The sequence below is a fragment of the Sutcliffiella halmapala genome (genome assembly GCF_050107295.1).
Classification (GTDB): Bacteria; Bacillota; Bacilli; order Bacillales; family Bacillaceae_I; genus Sutcliffiella_A; species Sutcliffiella_A halmapala_A.
Window position 1 is genome coordinate 137047 of sequence record NZ_JBNIKR010000011.1, and the last position, 16089, is coordinate 153135.

Below are 16089 nucleotides of genomic sequence, written 5' to 3' on the forward strand. Positions count from 1 at the left end.
TAGAATCAGCATCTGGTTTATGCTATAGTATAGCAACAATAGAAAGAAACCCTGTCAAGCTGGACGGGGTTTCTTCAGGTATGAAGGAAGATTGGAATGAAGAAAAACCTACTTGGTAACATAAAGGAATGGCAAAAAGCCATTCAAATAGAAATCATGCATCTTAAAAAATATGGCAGTTCAAAGTATCTAGTTCGCAATGGACATCTATTTTCACGGGAAAAAGGCTTTACATATTTCTTTGAGGCACCTCAATCAATCCGAATTCCCTCTGGAAGCAAGATCAAGCTGGAGTGGGGGACGCTGACGAAAGAGGGGAAAGTCCTTACCTCGGAAGGAAAGAGTGTCATCCTCACTTTTGTGGAAACATTGGGCGCCAACCTTTCAGAGGCATACATCCAACATGATCCCTGGGAACTATTGGATAACCTTTTTGAAAGAATGGAAGATCTGAAGGAAAACAGGAAGAAGCGGACGAGGGTAAAAAAGCTGCTAAATCCCAGCCAGGAAATAAAGCACCCCAAGGAGATAATAAAAAGCAATGTGCATGAGCTTATCCTCCGGTCCAAGTATAACCCTGTCACATTTGTATGGGGGCCGCCTGGTACCGGAAAAACGTATACCCTTGCCCGTGTTGCAGCCAATAAATATTTCAAAAAGAAAAAAGTGCTGATCCTTTCACACAGTAACCAGGCGGTGGATGTGCTGATCAAAGAGATTGCTTCCTTCATTTCAAAGAAGGACCGTTTTGTGGAAGGAGATGTACTACGGTATGGAACACAAAGCCTTGCCATTCTTTCACAGCCATTTGCTCTTTCCACAAGCCAACTTATAGAAACGGGCCACCCAGAGCTTGCAAAGGAAAAAAATGCGCTGATGGAGGAAAGAGGTCTTCTGAACCGGGACTTGTATAGGTCTTTCAGTAAGAGGGATTCCGCACAACTGTTGGAAATTGAAAGCAAGCTCGGAAGAATTCTGGAGAAAATCCGCCAGAAAGAAGTAGATTTTCTGGAGGATGCCTATATTATAGGGACCACTTTAGCCAAGGCTGCAAGTGACAAAACCATCTATGAAAATGAATATGATGTGGTGATAGTCGACGAAGCAAGCATGGCCTATGTGCCCCAAGCCGCTTTTGCAGCTTCATTAGGTAGGCATGTCATCATTTGTGGTGATTTCAAGCAGCTCCCACCAATTGCTTCCGCTAGGCATGAATTGGTAGACAAATGGCTCAGGGAAGACATATTTCATCTTGCAGGTGTGGCAGATACTGTGGAAAACGGGCTGCTTCATCCACAATTGCTTCTTTTGAAAGAGCAGAGAAGAATGCATCCGGACATATCCTCTTTCACGAATATTCATATCTATCACTCCCTCGTTGGAGATCATCCTGATATCAAGAAAAAACGGGAGGCTTTGGCCAAAAGCTTGCCATTTGCCGGGGAGGCTTCCGTCCTGCTGCATACAAGCTTTTCAGGAGAATACGGGATGGTAGATAGAGTGTCAAGGTCAAGAGTGAACCTATGGCATCTGCTTCTCTCTTTTCAAAATATTCATGAAGCAAATCTTTCGGGTATTACTTCCATAGGATACATCTCTCCTTACCGGGCACAGACGAACCTTATGGAAGCTTTTCTGGAAGAGGTGTATCTGGAAGAAATGGAAAAGGCAGAGATACTTTCTGCAACTGTTCATAGATTTCAGGGAAGTGAAAAGGATTTGGTGATTTTCGATTCAGTTGATAGCTATCCTCTAAAGCGGCCAGGTATGCTCTTGATCGGAAAAGAGAGCGAACGTTTACTGAACGTGGCTATTACAAGGACAAGAGGGAAATTTATTCATATCTGTGATAGCCATTTTATGAAAAGCAAAATCACATCACAAAAAACGATCGGAAAACTGATACTTCATCAGCAGTCCCAACAATGTCAGGCTTTTCCGAAAGATATCGGAAGATGGGTAAAAAATCAGTATCCGAAAGTCCAATGGATGCATGCGTTAAAGCTGGAAAAGGTATTCTACGATATGGACCAATCCAAAAAGACCGTCATTATCGGAATCCCCAGCTTTTCCAACCTTTCCTCCCAATGGCTGCAAGTACTAAAGAAATTTAAAGCTCGCTCCACTTTAGTGATTGTCACAAGTCAAGATTTTGTGGAGCCCCATTTTACGGTATCGAGAGTGGTGGAAGAGCTTACTTTTCCATTTGTGATGATCGATGAAGAGATTCTTTGGCTTGGCACCCCTTATGAAACTGGAAGGAATACAAGGCCTCCTTATGTTTCGGTTAGAGCGGAGTCCGCTGTGCTTTGCAGGTATTTAATAAACCAATGGAACCTTACTGATGTAGGAATTTGATGTTCCGATTGCATTGCCTCTCTAAGCAAAATAGGAGAGGATTATGGAACATTATGATAAGATGTACCAAACAACAATTAGAAAGAGGTGCGATAAAACAATGAAGATAGAAGTTTGGTCCGACTTTGTTTGTCCATTTTGCTATATAGGAAAAAGAAGACTTGAAGAAGCGTTGGAGATGTTTCCACAACGTGATCAAGTAGAAGTACAATACAAAAGCTTTGAATTGGATCCCAACGCCAAGCGTGACACGGATCTCTCCATTCATGAAATACTTGCCAAAAAGTATGGCATGCCGGTTTCCGAAGCAAAGAAGATGAGCGAGGGAGTTGCAGCTCAAGCTGCAACAGTCGGTCTTCAATTTAATTTTGATACCAACATCCCAACCAATACATTTGATGCTCACCGATTGGCCAAGCTCGCAGAAAAAAACGGGAAAGATCATGAATTAACAGAAAGCCTATTAAAAGCACATTTCACAGATTCCAAACACATTGGCAGTCTGGATTACCTAAAGGACCTGTCTGCTGAAATCGGGCTCGACGTCGCGGAAGTGGAAGAAGTGTTGAGCGGGAACCAGTATGAGCAGGACGTCCGTGCAGATGAAGCGGAAGCCCGCGAAATAGGGGTTCAAGGTGTACCTTTCTTTGTAATAAACCGTAAATATGCCATTTCCGGTGCTCAGTCGGTAGAGACATTTGTTCAGGCTCTTGAAAAGGTCTGGGAAGAGGAAAACGAGAAACCTGTATTAAAGACGTTTGAATCGAAGGATAAGACATCTTACTGTTCAGATGAGGGCTGTGAATGAATTAACGTCTAGTGAAATTTAACCCCAGGAGATGATTCTTCTGGGGTTAAATTGTGTCTGATAAACAGTAGAATGCAAATAAAAAGGACATATTAAGTAATTAATAATATTGTTATGTCAACTCAAAGTAAAAAAACAGCCGCATTTCAAAAATCAAACGCAACTGCATGCAAAAATCCACTCATTTGCCCACATACTTCGATAAAGGCCGGAAAATGGTGTTGTTTTCTGCCTGTTCCAGTACATGAGCAGTCCAACCGACCATCCGGCTTGCGGTGAATGTCGGGGTGAAGAGGGAGGAATCGAGCTGAAGTGATTTCATGATCGCTGCGGCATAAAACTCTACATTTGTGTAAAGTGATCTGCCTGGCTTCAGTTCATGCAAGGTTTCAATTGCTGCGGCCTCCACTGAAAGCGCGAGGTCTAGCCATTCATCTTTTCCTACCTGCTCCATAAGATTCTCTTTTAATGCAAGTGCCCGGGGATCATGCGTTTTATATACTCTATGACCAAATCCCATCAACTTTTCTCCTGCAAGTACTTTCCCGCGAAGGTATCGCTTCAGATCTTCTTGGTTTGCCACCTCATCCAACAGACGAATGACTTCAGATGGTGCTCCGCCATGGAGAGGTCCCTTCATTGTGCCGATGGCCGAGCATACGGCTGAAACCAGATCCGATTCCGTTGATGCTGTCACCCTTGCAGAGAAAGTGGAGGCATTCATTCCGTGCTCCATCGTAAGGATCATATAGGTCTCCAACGCCCATACATGTTCGGGTCTTGGAAGAGAATCATCCAACATATACAAATAATTCTCTACATGGCTGAGACTGAAATCAGGTATAACATATGAACGACCTTCTAGCTTGTTTTTTCGATTGGCGATAATGGTAGGCACTTTTGCTGTTATCCCAACAGCCTGTTCCAGTGTTGGTTTCCAACCATAAGAGGTATCGCCGGATGCGGAGAGTACGGTGCGAATGACACTCATCATATCCATATCTGAAGGAAGAACGTCTAGTACCCCTTTCATCACAGGTGTTAAAGCTCTGTTATGATAAAAGAACTCCTTAAACTCTAACAACTCATCGGAATCAGGAATCTCACCATACCATAGCAGATAGGCTGCCTCCTCAAAAGAGAGTTTTTTTGTTAAATCCCTTATCTCATATCCTCGATAAATCAACTTCCCATTCAAGCCATCCACTTCACCAATTTTCGTTTCTGCTGCAATAACACCTTTCAAACCTGGCTGGATCATTTAAATCTCTCCTTTCCTTTCTTACATATATTTTATAAAATAAAGCTAATTATGAATATTAAATATTATTAATCAAATCAATTAAATTTTTTAATCAATAGGAGGAAAGTTTCTATGGATTTCAACTGGCTGCGAACATTTGTAACCGCTGCTGATACAGCAAACTTCCGCAGGGCTGCCGAACTTTTATTTCTATCACAGCCGACTGTCACCGTACATATCAAGATGTTGGAAAAGGAAATAGGTGCCGTGTTGTTTGTTCGTGAGGGAAGAAGTATTGTACTGACTGAAGAAGGTAGACGCTACTTGGTTCATGCCAGAAGGATTTTGGATGCGTTTAACGATGGGGTGGCAGACCTCCAATCCTACCAACAGGGTTTCACATCAACTTTAACTATTGCAATTTCCCCTTTGATTGCGGACACTATTCTTCCTTATGTACTTAAAAGCTTTATTACCAAACATCCTCATGTAGAGATTTCCATCAAGATCATTGAGTCGATTGATATAGAAGATGCCGTTTTAGATGAAGAAGTGGACATAGGATTATCGTGTTTGCCTGCAAGTAACCATAAAGTGAGGTGCCATTCCCTTTATCAGGATACATTGGTACTAGTAGCTCCCCATGATGGCTTTGATTCCGAACGGGCCCATCCTTTGGAGGTTGAGGAAGTGCTTCAGTCAAGCACGTTGCTGACCCATAACCATCCAGGTTACTGGGAAGAGTTGTGCCAGATCATGAAAGCCAGGTTCCCACGGATTAAAATGATGAAGGTCTCTCAGGTCCATATAACGAAGCGGTTTATCGTGGAAGGTCTCGGTGTATCTTTTCTACCCATTTCCACTGTAAGAAGAGAGCTTTTGGAGGGAAGGCTCATGGAGATTGACTGCCCCGACATCCCTTTACCGGAAGCGCGGACTTACGCTCTCATGAAGTACGAGCATTCAACTCAAAAGGAGTTTCTTCAGTTTCTGGCGAACTATAGAATCTAGGAATCAACGAATTCATTAAAGAAAGTAAGGAGATTATGGACCTAGTGTGAAAGGGAAATGCTAATAGACTGACGGAGGTGTCTAGGAATGTTCTATAGAAGAAAAACGTACAAAATAATACCGGAAAAGCTGGACGTATTCACAGCATTCTTCCATGAATATCTCTACCCCAATCAAATCACCCATGGAGCCAATCTTATTGGACGCTGGGTTACCGAGGATAAAAGGGAAGTTGTTGCCATCTGGGAATATCTGAATCAGGAACACTATGAAAGTATCGAAAAAGCGATTCGAAGCAGTGAACTCCATACCAGAGCGCAAACTAGACGAAAAGAGCTTGGGGAATTGTTTGTGGAAAGCAGCGTGGATTTCATGCATGCAACCGGTAGATATCACCCACCAAAGCAAATCGTTGCAGTAAGTGCATTAATTACAAACGAAAATGGGGAAATCCTGCTTGTAAAGAACCATCACCGCGCAGACACGTATGAAATTCCTGGAGGTCAGCTGGAAAATGGAGAAACTTTAACCGAAGGGGCGCTGAGGGAAATAATGGAGGAAACAGGTGTTACGGTATCTTTGACCGGAATAACGGGAATCTATCAGAACATGACAAGCGGAATTGTATGCGTAGTATTTAGAGGGCGGTACATTTCCGGTGAACCTCGTCATGATGGGGTGGAAACGAAGGAAGTGCTGTTCCAGGAGCTTAATTTTGAAAACATTGACACTTGGATCACACGACCACATTTCAAAAAGCGGGTATTGGATGCGATGAATCCGAATTATATACCCTATGAAGCCTATTTGAAGCCCTATGAGTTGATTGAACGGTTTGAAGTGGTAAAAGAGAACGAAGAGGTATAAATAAACGCCAATCAAAAAATATTTCGAGTACCCATAAGAGCCAGGTATCCCATAACGGGTTCAGATACCTGGCATTAGACTCGAGCAGTAAAACACTGAACAATGAATCTTTAATAAACAAAAAACACAAGCATATGAAATGCATTGTGCAAACACCAAATGGGTCTAAACCTATGTTACTTCCAGTTTCTTTTAAATTTAAAAACCTCTTGTATATAACCATAAACAGATACAGGAGACATAACCATTTGATAACCAAGAATAAATAGAATAAAGCCTGAAATGTTTTTGCGAATTCTAATCTGTAAAAGTTTAAATACAAAATTTCTTTGATAGAAATAAAGAAAACTATAACTGATAAATGTTAACGGTAAAACTAGTAATGTCATTGGACCTACAATCCAGTAGTGACCAAAAGATGCCAATATTAGACCTGGAATCCAACATAGTGTGTACGTTAAATCTAAATAAGGCATGATTAAATTGATACCAGTTAAATATTTCACATAAATTAGAGGCTGTTTCCAAGGTTTTATTTCTCTTAGTCCTTCGATCATGCCTCTTGACCATCTAGCTCGTTGTCGCACTAAATGCTTAAATGTATTGGGAACTTCAGTAAAAGAAACAGCTAATGGTTCAAAGTAAACTTTCCATTTATTCTGGAGTAACCGCCAAGTTAATACAATATCTTCACCAATAGCATCAGGCCAACCGCCAACTTCTCTAATACATTCTGTCTTGTACAAACTATATGCACCTTGCGCTACTAAGGTTCCTTGATACAAACCTTGAAGTCTTTTAATAGAAGCGATACCTAAGAAGTAATCCCATTCCTGAATTTTAGTCCACATATTCTCTCTACTGTTTTTCGTTAAGACACAACCAGCGACTGCACACACTTCGTCAGGACTAGATTTCATTCTAGCTACAAGATAGCGGATAGAAGAAGGATGAAGCAACGTATCTGCATCTATGGTGATGATGTAAGGAGTTGACACAACTTCTAATCCATGATTTAAAGCATGAAATTTACCTGGTTTAGATTCATGAAGCAGATCAATTTCAATAGTTAAATGTTTTTTTGCCTTTAATGTTTCACTAACAGTTTGGTCTGTTGAACAATTATTTATCACAAATACCTTAATCTTACCTGAATAGTCCTGCCTACCGATATACTGTAGTGTCTGAAAGATTTTGCCTTCTTCATTATGTGCAGCGATTAGAATTGTGATCTCTTCATTTGGGAATTCCGTTTTAAAGGGAGGCTGCCGATCTAAAAGTAGGCTGCTAACTAAAAAAGCATTTAAATATCCTGGGATATATGAAATACCTCCAATTATAAGTAATGCCAGTGGAAATGATACGATATGGGCTAAATCTTTTAACCAGGGGAGTGCTATATAAAAAGAAAAACACATCCATAAAAAAGCGAAACAGTGGCTTATCCAAAATTTCCTTTTAATTGGAATATACTGTTTATTACTCGAGTTCATTAATTCTGAATTAATGGGATATAATATTGGTTTCATATATGTTCACCTTTAATAGTTGAATTTTATAAGCGAAACAACTATTAAAATACCAGATTTTTCGACAATATACTACAAATATTTTGCGAGCTTTAATGAAACAAAAATATCTTAAGAATGTGGGTTAATTAAAATGGATTAATTATTTGATAAAAGTATTGTTTCCAGTTTAAAAAAATCGCTACACAATGCGATAACAGGATGAAATTGATGTCTTACTTAAAAAGACCAAACACTAAACAAAAAGTACAAACGAAAATAATACTGGAATAAATTACAATTTGGAGTATTATCAATCAAGATCGTTAATCGAATATAATACAAAAATGGCTGAGGTCCATATTCTCAGGCCATTTTTTTTGAATAATCTATTCATTGATTTGTTGTTGAACCTGTTGGATTTTCTGTTGTGCTTTTTCAAGTTCGTTTATAGCAAAATAACATGCTTCTGATTCTATATTGTTTGAACTTACTTGTTTTAAATGATGATGTGCTTTATGAATAAAATCTTGCGCTTTTTGTAATTCGCTTTTAAAGTTCATAACAGTTCATCCTTTCATATGAGTGGTCTCATTTATCATGCTCAAGTCTTCAGTGAATTACGCACCTCTCTTCATTTGAAAGACGATTATTCTATAGAAGGAACAAGTTAGTCAAATTAAAAATAATGGAAATTGTTTATAGGGTAAAAAAGGGGGGATTAACAGATCCCGATAAGTATTCCTGCTCTTTTTTTACTCCCGCATAATCAAATTCTTCCTCCAAACCTTTAAAAACCGGAATGATATCCACCCCTTGTCCATATATATGAATAATAATGGGAAAGTTATCTTCTTGTACATCATGAAAAATAGTGAAATAGATGAAGTCTGGGAGGGGAAGGGATTGCTTCATATTGTCGCATGTATCAAGCAGGTGCCGGATACGAAGGTTATCAAGATGAATCCAAAAACAAATACGATGGACCGCGCCAGTGCACCGGCCATTTTAAATCCATATGATGCTCATGCCGTGGAGGAGGCTGTACGCCTCAAAAATAAATATGGAGGAACGGTTTCAGTTGTAACGATGGGCCCGCCGCCAGCAGTGAAAGCGATCAGAAAATGCATCGAAATCGGTGCAGATGAGGGGTATATGATCTCCGACAGGGCATTTGCTGGTGCCGATACATTGGCAACAAGCTATGCTTTGACAAAGGCGATCGAAAAAATAAGTGAAATTAAACCGATTGACCTAATTATTTGCGGAAAAATGACCATCGATGGGGATACCGGGCAGGTCGGGCCTGGGATTGCAAGACGATTGGATATCCCCCCATTGACATCTGTTAAAAAGATAGTGGAAATCAACAAGGAAGAAGGATTCATGGTGGTTCATAGGAAGCTTGAGGATGGGTATGAGGTGGTGCAAACAACTTTGCCGTGCCTGTTATCGGTTGAAAAAGAGATTAACGAAGTCCCATACTCCTCATTTCCCAATATGCTGAAGGCCGCTAGATACAATCCGCAAATCTGGTCTGTCAATGATCTGGCTGACATCGACAGGACTCAGCTTGGACTTAAAGGGTCGCCAACCATTGTAGCAAAGGTATGGGCCCCGCCTAAACCTGAGGGGGGCAAGCTGATTGAAGGGGAAGCAATTGATCAGGTAAAGCAAATTCTTTCTATTGTTTTGGAAAAGAAAGAGCTGTTTGCAGAAAAGAGGGGATCCTAGTGAGTTTTGAAGATTACCGGGGCGTATGGGTTTTTATTGAAGAGAAGGAAGGGAAAATAGCTCCAGTTTCCCTTGAATTGCTTGGGGCAGGAAAGAAGCTTGCAGAAAAGAGGGGCGTAGAACTTGCAGGTGTAATGATTGGGGATAAAGTGAAGTACTTGGCTTCAACGGTTTTTGAATATGGTGCTGATACCGTCTATGTGTACGATCAGCCGATTTTCAACCTATATCGCACCGAATCGTTTATGAAAGCGCTCCTTCACTGCAGTGAAAAATATAAGCCTGAGATCATTCTTTATGGAGCCACCTCCACAGGAAAGGATTTGGCGAGTGCAGTAGCGACAGACCTCCCTACTGGGTTGACTGCTGACACTACAGAGCTCGATGTAGAAGAGGATACAGGCCTTCTTTTGGCCAGTAGACCAGCTTTTGGCGGAAATATCATGGCAACCATTCTCTGCAAAAAGTACAGGCCGCAGATGGCGACAGTACGTCCGAAGGTCATGAAGGCACACTCCCCGGAAGCAGGAAGAACAGGAACGCTGATAGAGGAGCAAATCGAACTGAAAGAAGAGGATATGAGAACGAAAGTGTTGGAGATTGTCAGAGCAGCCAACAAAAAAGTTAGGATTGATGAAGCAGATATCGTCGTTGCGGGTGGAAAGGGACTCGGAAGTGCAGCCGGCTTCAAGCTGATCCACGAACTGGCGGACACACTCGGTGGAGTCGTCGGCGCAAGTCGTGATGTCGTTGAGGCTGGCTGGGTCGAACATCACCATCAGGTTGGGCAGACAGGGGTAACCGTCACACCGAAAATCTATTTTGCCATTGGTATTTCAGGTGCCATCCAACATATCGTGGGGATGAAAAATGCAGGACTCATTATCGCAATCAACAAAGATCCTGATGCTGCCATTTTCCAATCGTGCCACTACGGAATTGTAGGGGATGCATTTGAAATCATTCCATTGCTGGTTCAAGAATTCAAAAAAGTGCTGACCGGGGAGGAGGTAAATCATGTCTGAGAAGTTTGATTGTATCGTTGTTGGTGCAGGGCCAGCGGGAATATCCTGTGCCTTTGAATTGGCGAAGGGCGGGGCAAAGGTGCTGCTCTTGGAGCGAGGAGAATATCCAGGTTCGAAAAATGTAATGGGTGGTGTCCTTTACAGAAAGATGATGGAAGATATCATCCCCGAATTCCATAAGGAGGCCCCGTTGGAGCGGCCGATCGTAGAACAGCGATTTATGATGATGGATAAAGAGTCTGCTGTGACATTCGGTTACAAGGGTCTTGAGTGGGCACAGGAGCCTTATAACAACTTTACGGTTCTCCGGGCCAAGTTCGACCAATGGTTCGCGGGTAAGGCAGTCGAGCAGGGGGCCCTGCTTGTCAATGAAACGGTAGTTCTGGAATGCATTGTCGAGGATGGCAAGGTAATTGGTGTCAGGACCGATCGTCCAGACGGGGAGGTCTATGCCGATGTCGTGGTACTCGCGGATGGCGTCAACTCCCTTTTGGGTAAATCCCTAGGCTTCCATAAAGAGTACCGGCCGGATGAAGTGGCACTCGCTACCATGGAAATCATCAAGCTTGACAGCAAAACCATTGAAGAACGTTTTAACCTGGAAAAAAATCAAGGCTGTACCATTGAACTATTCGGCGATGCAACGAAAGGCATCCTTGGTACCGGTTTCCTTTACACAAACAAAGATACTTTAAGTATTGGTGTTGGGACACTTCTTTCCGGGCTGATCGAGCATAAAATAAGACCATATGAGCTTTTGGAATATGTCAAAGACCATCCGATGGTGAGACCATACCTCGCTGGTGGGGAGCCTGTCGAATATCTGGCACATCTTATTCCAGAGGGCGGCCTCAAATCGATGGGCAGGATCGTGGGGAATGGAGTGATCGTGGTGGGAGACGCGGCACAGCTCGTCAATGCCATTCATCGTGAAGGCTCCAATCTTGCGATGACTTCCGGAAGGCTTGCTGCTGAAACGATCCTTTCAGCAAAAGAACAAGGAGACTTCTCTGAAAACACCCTGGACCAGTACCGGGTCAACCTGATGAAGAGTTTCGTTGGGCAGGATATGAAGAAATACAAGGATTCAACACATCACTTTAATAAATTCCCTCAGTATTTTGACCAGTATATTCCGATGGTCAACCGTGCAGCAAGCCAGATGTTTACGGTCGATGGAAAATCCAAGTGGGAAAAACAAAAGAAAATCTGGAGGGACCTGGGCTCACCGAAAGAAAAACTCAAACTGGCTCGAGACGCCTATCGAGCGTGGAAGGTGATGAAGTAATGACGGAACAGAAGAAATGTCAGACTATCGAAGAGAAGCAGTATCTTGTTCGTTTCAATGCAGACACCAAATCACATCTCCATGTTTTGGATGAGGACATTTGCCTGACCAAATGTCCGGACAAATTATGTACCATCTTTTGCCCTGCAGAAATATATAAATGGGAGCAGATCAGAATGCATGTCGGGTACGAAGGATGCCATGAGTGCGGAAGCTGCCGTATCGGCTGTCCGCACCAGAATATCAAGTGGGAGTACCCGAAGGGCGGTCATGGCATTGTTTTCCGACTTGCATAGAAAAAATGGGAGTCTATCAAATTGATAGGCTTCTTTTTATTGGAGAATTTTCGTGATCGTTTACATAAAAATAGCCAAATACCTTTTCGTTAAGGTATTTGGCTATTTTTATTAATACTAATAAATTTTATTAAAGGTTCATAAAACATTGAAAAACATGAGAACTTGTGGTAAATTAATATAGATATATGTTGTTTAATTAAATTTTAATATATTATCCCTATTTTAATTATACAATGTAATCAATACGTATGTCAACTCTTTTATAAATTTTTTTAAGGAGTGTTTGCTATGAATTCAGAACATCTACAAGAGCAAAAACGAGTAGACAGTGTAATGGAGACAATTACGGAGGAAATCAACAGATTAGAAGACGAAACTGAGAAGCGTCGGAACGAAGTGGTTCATATCCGCAAACACTTTTGGGATGAAGTCAAAGTAAATACGGACACCTTTGATGATTTTCTGGAGACTATTATCGGCTTGCGCCAAGAGGCTCAAGCTCTGTCGGTAAGCCAAAGCACCCATAAACATGCATCCAAGCGATTATCCACGCTTCGCCGAATGCAGGCATCTCCCTATTTTGGTCGGATCGATTTTGTCGAAGAAGGGCATTCAACTCAGGAACAAATCTATATTGGTATCTCCTCGCTTATTGATAATAGTGGAGAGAATTTCTTGATCTATGACTGGAGGGCACCTGTTTCGAGTGTCTACTACGATTACCAGCCAGGTCCTGCTAAGTACTTAACCCCGGGAGGCGAAATCCACGGAATATTTGAAAAAAAGTGGCAATATCTTATCCGCGGCGGTGTCCTAGAGTCCATGTTCGATACGAGTCTCACCATTGGAGACGAGATTTTACAGCAGGTTCTAGGCAAAGGTACCGACAAAAAGATGCACAATATAGTAGCCACTATTCAACAGGAGCAGAACCGGATCATCCGTCATGACCACGGGAGGCTGCTCATTGTTCACGGTGCTGCAGGCAGTGGTAAGACATCGGCCGCCCTTCAACGTATTGCGTATTTGCTCTATAAATATCGAGATAGTCTGAATGCTGATCAAATCATTCTTTTTTCGCCAAATTCCATGTTCAGCAGTTATGTATCCAATGTGCTTCCAGAGCTTGGTGAAGAGAATATGCAGCAGGTCACCTTCCAGGAATACTTGGATTATCGTCTGAGTAATGAATTCCAAGCCGAAAATCCCTACGAACAGTTGGAATATATTTTAACTGCGGCGCATACCCCTTCCTATAGGTCAAGACTTGCGGGTATCCGCTTTAAAGCATCTACCCGTTTCTTTGATGCAATCCAATCTTATAGACAGTCCCTGGAATTAAGAGGAATGCTGTTTAAGGACATTACCTTCAGAGGTCAATCAATTATTACAGGCCAACAAATAGCAGAAAGGTTCTATAGCCATGACACTTCACTCCGTTTCTATAATAGATTGGAAAAATTGAAAGATTGGTTAATCAAGAAAATAAGGGAGGTGCAAAAGGTCGAACGGACAAAGGCTTGGGTACAGGAGGAAATCGAGCTGCTCAGCAATGATGATTACCATAAAGCACATAAGTTTTTAGCGGAAAAGCGGGGTTATGAAAGAGAATCTATTGGCGATTATGAAATGGAGCCAGAAGCACTTGCCTGGTTGATTGTTCAACAAAAATTGAAGCCGTTACGAAAACGAGTCCGAGCTTTTCGATTTATCGACTTTAGAGGGTTATATAAGCAACTTTTTGCAGATCAACTGGAAATTGAGCATTGGATGGAAGGGGAGACACCAGCAGAATGGGCTGCTATTTGTGAAGAGACCTTGGAAACACTGAGTGGAGATAAACTTTTTTATGAGGATGCTACTCCGTTTCTATTTTTGAAAGAGCTGATTCAAGGGTTTCAGACAAACAGCTCGGTCAAACATATAGTTGTTGATGAGGCTCAAGATTATTCCCCATTTCAATTTGAATTTTTGAAGCGTTTATTTCCTGCGGCAAGAATGACCGTGCTCGGCGACTTTAACCAGGCGATATTTGCCCATGCCAGTGAAGAGGTTAATTTCAATACACTTACCAGCCTTTATGGACCAGATAAAACGGAGATAATCAATATCGCTCGTAGTTACCGTTCCACCAAACCGATCATTGAGTTCACCCGAAGACTTGTTCCAAATGGAGATGGGATCATTCCTTTTGAACGTGACGGTGAGAGACCTGCCCTGAAGCAATTAGTCGATCACGAAGAACTGCACAGTTGCATCGCCTCCAAAGTCGCAGATTTGAGAAGTCTGGGGCTTGATAGCATTGCGATCATATGCAAATCCGCTGAGGAAAGTCTACGTGCATATCAATCTCTTTCCAGCATCGATGAAATTAAACTCTTAAAGAGCAATTCAATTGAATATGAACAAGGTGTAGTTGTCGTACCGTCGTATTTATCAAAGGGTATTGAATTCGATGCCGTCATTATTTATGATGCATCGGAACATGTGTATGATGATGAGAGCCTGCGCAGAATTTTCTACACTGCCAGCACCCGAGCGATGCATCAATTGCAACTTTTCAGCGTAGGGGAACCGAGCCCATTTTTAAGAAACGTATTACAGGAAGGTTTCATTCAATCTTGAACTTTTAAGATAACGTGGTAAATGCCTAATGGACCACTATATAAGTAGTAATACAATCTAATTACCCCCAAAAAAGAGGTGGCAAATGAATAAAAGAAGAAAGAGAATTGGAATTGCAATTGGAACAGCTATAGTTTCGCTGTTACTTTACCTCGCATTTTGGCCAATACCCTTTGAACCGACCGATTGGGAAGCACCAAAAAGTCAGGGCTACAAAGGTTTTCATCGTCCAAATGATAAACTGTCCAACATGAAGTTTTTTCGTTTAGACAATTATAGTCAGCCGGAGCATATCGTTTTCAAGGATGGATGGCTCTTTGCCTCAGTGAAGGGAGGCGCAATCATTCGATTGCGGCCGGATGGTTCCAAAATCGAAGAGGTTGTAAATACAAATGGAAGGCCGCTTGGCTTTGATTTTGACTCGGAAAACGCGCTGATCATCGCGGACCCGATGTATGGATCACATGGTGGACTCCTAAGGGTTGTGAACTGGCAAACGGAGGCGGAAATTGAACTCCTTACCGACTCCGTGGACGGAAAAGCGATTTATTTTGCCGATGCAGTAGTGGTTTCACAAAATGGAAAGATATATTTTACGGATGCTTCGTCCGAAGCGGTACCAGAGAAAATTGGGGATGTTCTTGCAGCAGGGGAAATGGATATACTTGCACAAACCGGAACAGGCAGTTTGCTGGAGTATGATCCTGCTTCAAAGGAAACTCGGACATTAATGAAAGGTTTGAGCTTTGCCAATGGCATTGCTTTGGACGAAAAACAGGAGAATATTCTACTAAATGAAACAGGGAAGTATCGGGTATGGAAAATAAGTATAACAGCCGAAAATATCAGTACACTAGGTTCTGAGGAAAAGGCTGAAATAATAGTTGATAATCTTCCGGGTTTGCCTGATAACCTCATGCAGGGGAAAGAAGGTAGGTATTGGATCGGCTTGGTCAGTCCAAGAAACTCGTTTTTGGATTATAGCGCTGATAAAGCCTGGCTCCGTTCGGTCGTGATGCGGATTCCCCACAGCTTATGGCCCAGAGGTGATGGATATGCACATGTCATAAGCATGAATGATGAAGGGGAAATTATAAATGACTTTCAATCGCCTGGATTGTCCTACAATCAGATCACTGGAGTGACGGAAACGGATAATAGGCTATATTTTCACCATATTGGAGAACCGGATAAAATAGGGTGGATGGATAATCTGGATTAGAAATGACTTACGAACGAGGGGTGTATGTATACCTTTTTCTTTGTACACTGTTTCACATATACTTTCAAAAAGAAAAACAGAGATGTTTTTCTTTTTTTATG

Annotated in this window: 13 protein-coding genes; 10 read left to right on the forward strand and 3 right to left on the reverse strand. The window is 41.9% G+C overall.

What is annotated here, in order from left to right; all coding sequences use genetic code 11:
* Positions 1–96 precede the first annotated feature (96 nt).
* Together ACQCT5_RS17805 and ACQCT5_RS17810 are read left to right on the forward strand one after the other, a co-directional pair.
* Complete coding sequence (locus ACQCT5_RS17805) at positions 97–2358, forward strand: AAA domain-containing protein (RefSeq protein ID WP_499643737.1); 2262 nt, start codon at positions 97–99, stop codon at positions 2356–2358.
* Positions 2359–2458: 100 nt separating this feature from the next.
* On the forward strand, positions 2459–3166 hold the full coding sequence (locus ACQCT5_RS17810; RefSeq protein ID WP_499643793.1) for a DsbA family oxidoreductase: 708 nt from the start codon (positions 2459–2461) through the stop codon (positions 3164–3166).
* Between the two features lie 181 nt (positions 3167–3347).
* On the opposite strand, the gene ACQCT5_RS17815 is transcribed toward ACQCT5_RS17810, so the two are convergent.
* Positions 3348–4427: a citrate synthase/methylcitrate synthase gene (locus tag ACQCT5_RS17815; RefSeq protein ID WP_499643739.1), complete on the reverse strand. Its 1080-nt coding sequence runs from the start codon at positions 4425–4427 to the stop codon at positions 3348–3350.
* 114 nt (positions 4428–4541) lie between these two features.
* Here ACQCT5_RS17815 and ACQCT5_RS17820 point away from each other — a divergent pair, with 114 nt between their 5' ends.
* Both ACQCT5_RS17820 and ACQCT5_RS17825 read left to right on the forward strand, forming a co-directional pair.
* Positions 4542–5420 (forward strand): LysR family transcriptional regulator, encoded by an 879-nt coding sequence (locus ACQCT5_RS17820; RefSeq protein WP_499643741.1) that lies wholly within the window; start codon positions 4542–4544, stop codon positions 5418–5420.
* Positions 5421–5507: 87 nt separating this feature from the next.
* Entirely contained in the window at positions 5508–6287 is a 780-nt protein-coding gene (locus ACQCT5_RS17825) for an NUDIX domain-containing protein (RefSeq protein WP_499643743.1), read from the forward strand.
* A 176-nt stretch (positions 6288–6463) separates the two neighbouring features.
* Here ACQCT5_RS17825 and ACQCT5_RS17830 read toward each other — a convergent pair whose 3' ends face one another.
* Together ACQCT5_RS17830 and ACQCT5_RS17835 are read right to left on the reverse strand one after the other, a co-directional pair.
* On the reverse strand, positions 6464–7816 hold the full coding sequence (locus tag ACQCT5_RS17830) for a glycosyltransferase family 2 protein (protein ID WP_499643745.1): 1353 nt from the start codon (positions 7814–7816) through the stop codon (positions 6464–6466).
* A gap of 368 nt (positions 7817–8184) precedes the next feature.
* The gene (locus ACQCT5_RS17835) at positions 8185–8358 is read right to left on the reverse strand and encodes a hypothetical protein (protein ID WP_499643747.1); all 174 of its coding nucleotides are present in this window, start codon (positions 8356–8358) and stop codon (positions 8185–8187) included.
* A 343-nt stretch (positions 8359–8701) separates the two neighbouring features.
* Between ACQCT5_RS17835 and ACQCT5_RS17840 the strand changes: the two genes are divergently transcribed.
* The 6 genes from ACQCT5_RS17840 (at position 8702) to ACQCT5_RS17865 (ending at position 15988) form a co-directional block, all read left to right on the forward strand.
* Positions 8702–9529 (forward strand): electron transfer flavoprotein subunit beta/FixA family protein, encoded by an 828-nt coding sequence (locus ACQCT5_RS17840; protein ID WP_499643749.1) that lies wholly within the window; start codon positions 8702–8704, stop codon positions 9527–9529.
* Positions 9529–10554 (forward strand): electron transfer flavoprotein subunit alpha/FixB family protein, encoded by a 1026-nt coding sequence (locus ACQCT5_RS17845; RefSeq protein WP_499643751.1) that lies wholly within the window; start codon positions 9529–9531, stop codon positions 10552–10554. Before ACQCT5_RS17840 ends, ACQCT5_RS17845 begins: the two co-directional genes overlap by 1 nt.
* On the forward strand, positions 10547–11842 hold the full coding sequence (locus ACQCT5_RS17850; RefSeq protein WP_499643753.1) for an FAD-dependent oxidoreductase: 1296 nt from the start codon (positions 10547–10549) through the stop codon (positions 11840–11842). Before ACQCT5_RS17845 ends, ACQCT5_RS17850 begins: the two co-directional genes overlap by 8 nt.
* Positions 11842–12138 carry a ferredoxin family protein gene (locus ACQCT5_RS17855; RefSeq protein ID WP_386639423.1) on the forward strand — a complete coding sequence of 99 codons (297 nt, stop codon included), beginning with the start codon at positions 11842–11844 and terminating at the stop codon, positions 12136–12138. Before ACQCT5_RS17850 ends, ACQCT5_RS17855 begins: the two co-directional genes overlap by 1 nt.
* A 291-nt stretch (positions 12139–12429) precedes the next feature.
* Complete coding sequence (gene helD / locus ACQCT5_RS17860; RefSeq protein WP_499643756.1) at positions 12430–14766, forward strand: RNA polymerase recycling motor HelD; 2337 nt, start codon at positions 12430–12432, stop codon at positions 14764–14766.
* An 85-nt stretch (positions 14767–14851) separates the two neighbouring features.
* Positions 14852–15988 carry an SMP-30/gluconolactonase/LRE family protein gene (locus tag ACQCT5_RS17865; RefSeq protein ID WP_499643758.1) on the forward strand — a complete coding sequence of 379 codons (1137 nt, stop codon included), beginning with the start codon at positions 14852–14854 and terminating at the stop codon, positions 15986–15988.
* Positions 15989–16089: the final 101 nt, after the last annotated feature.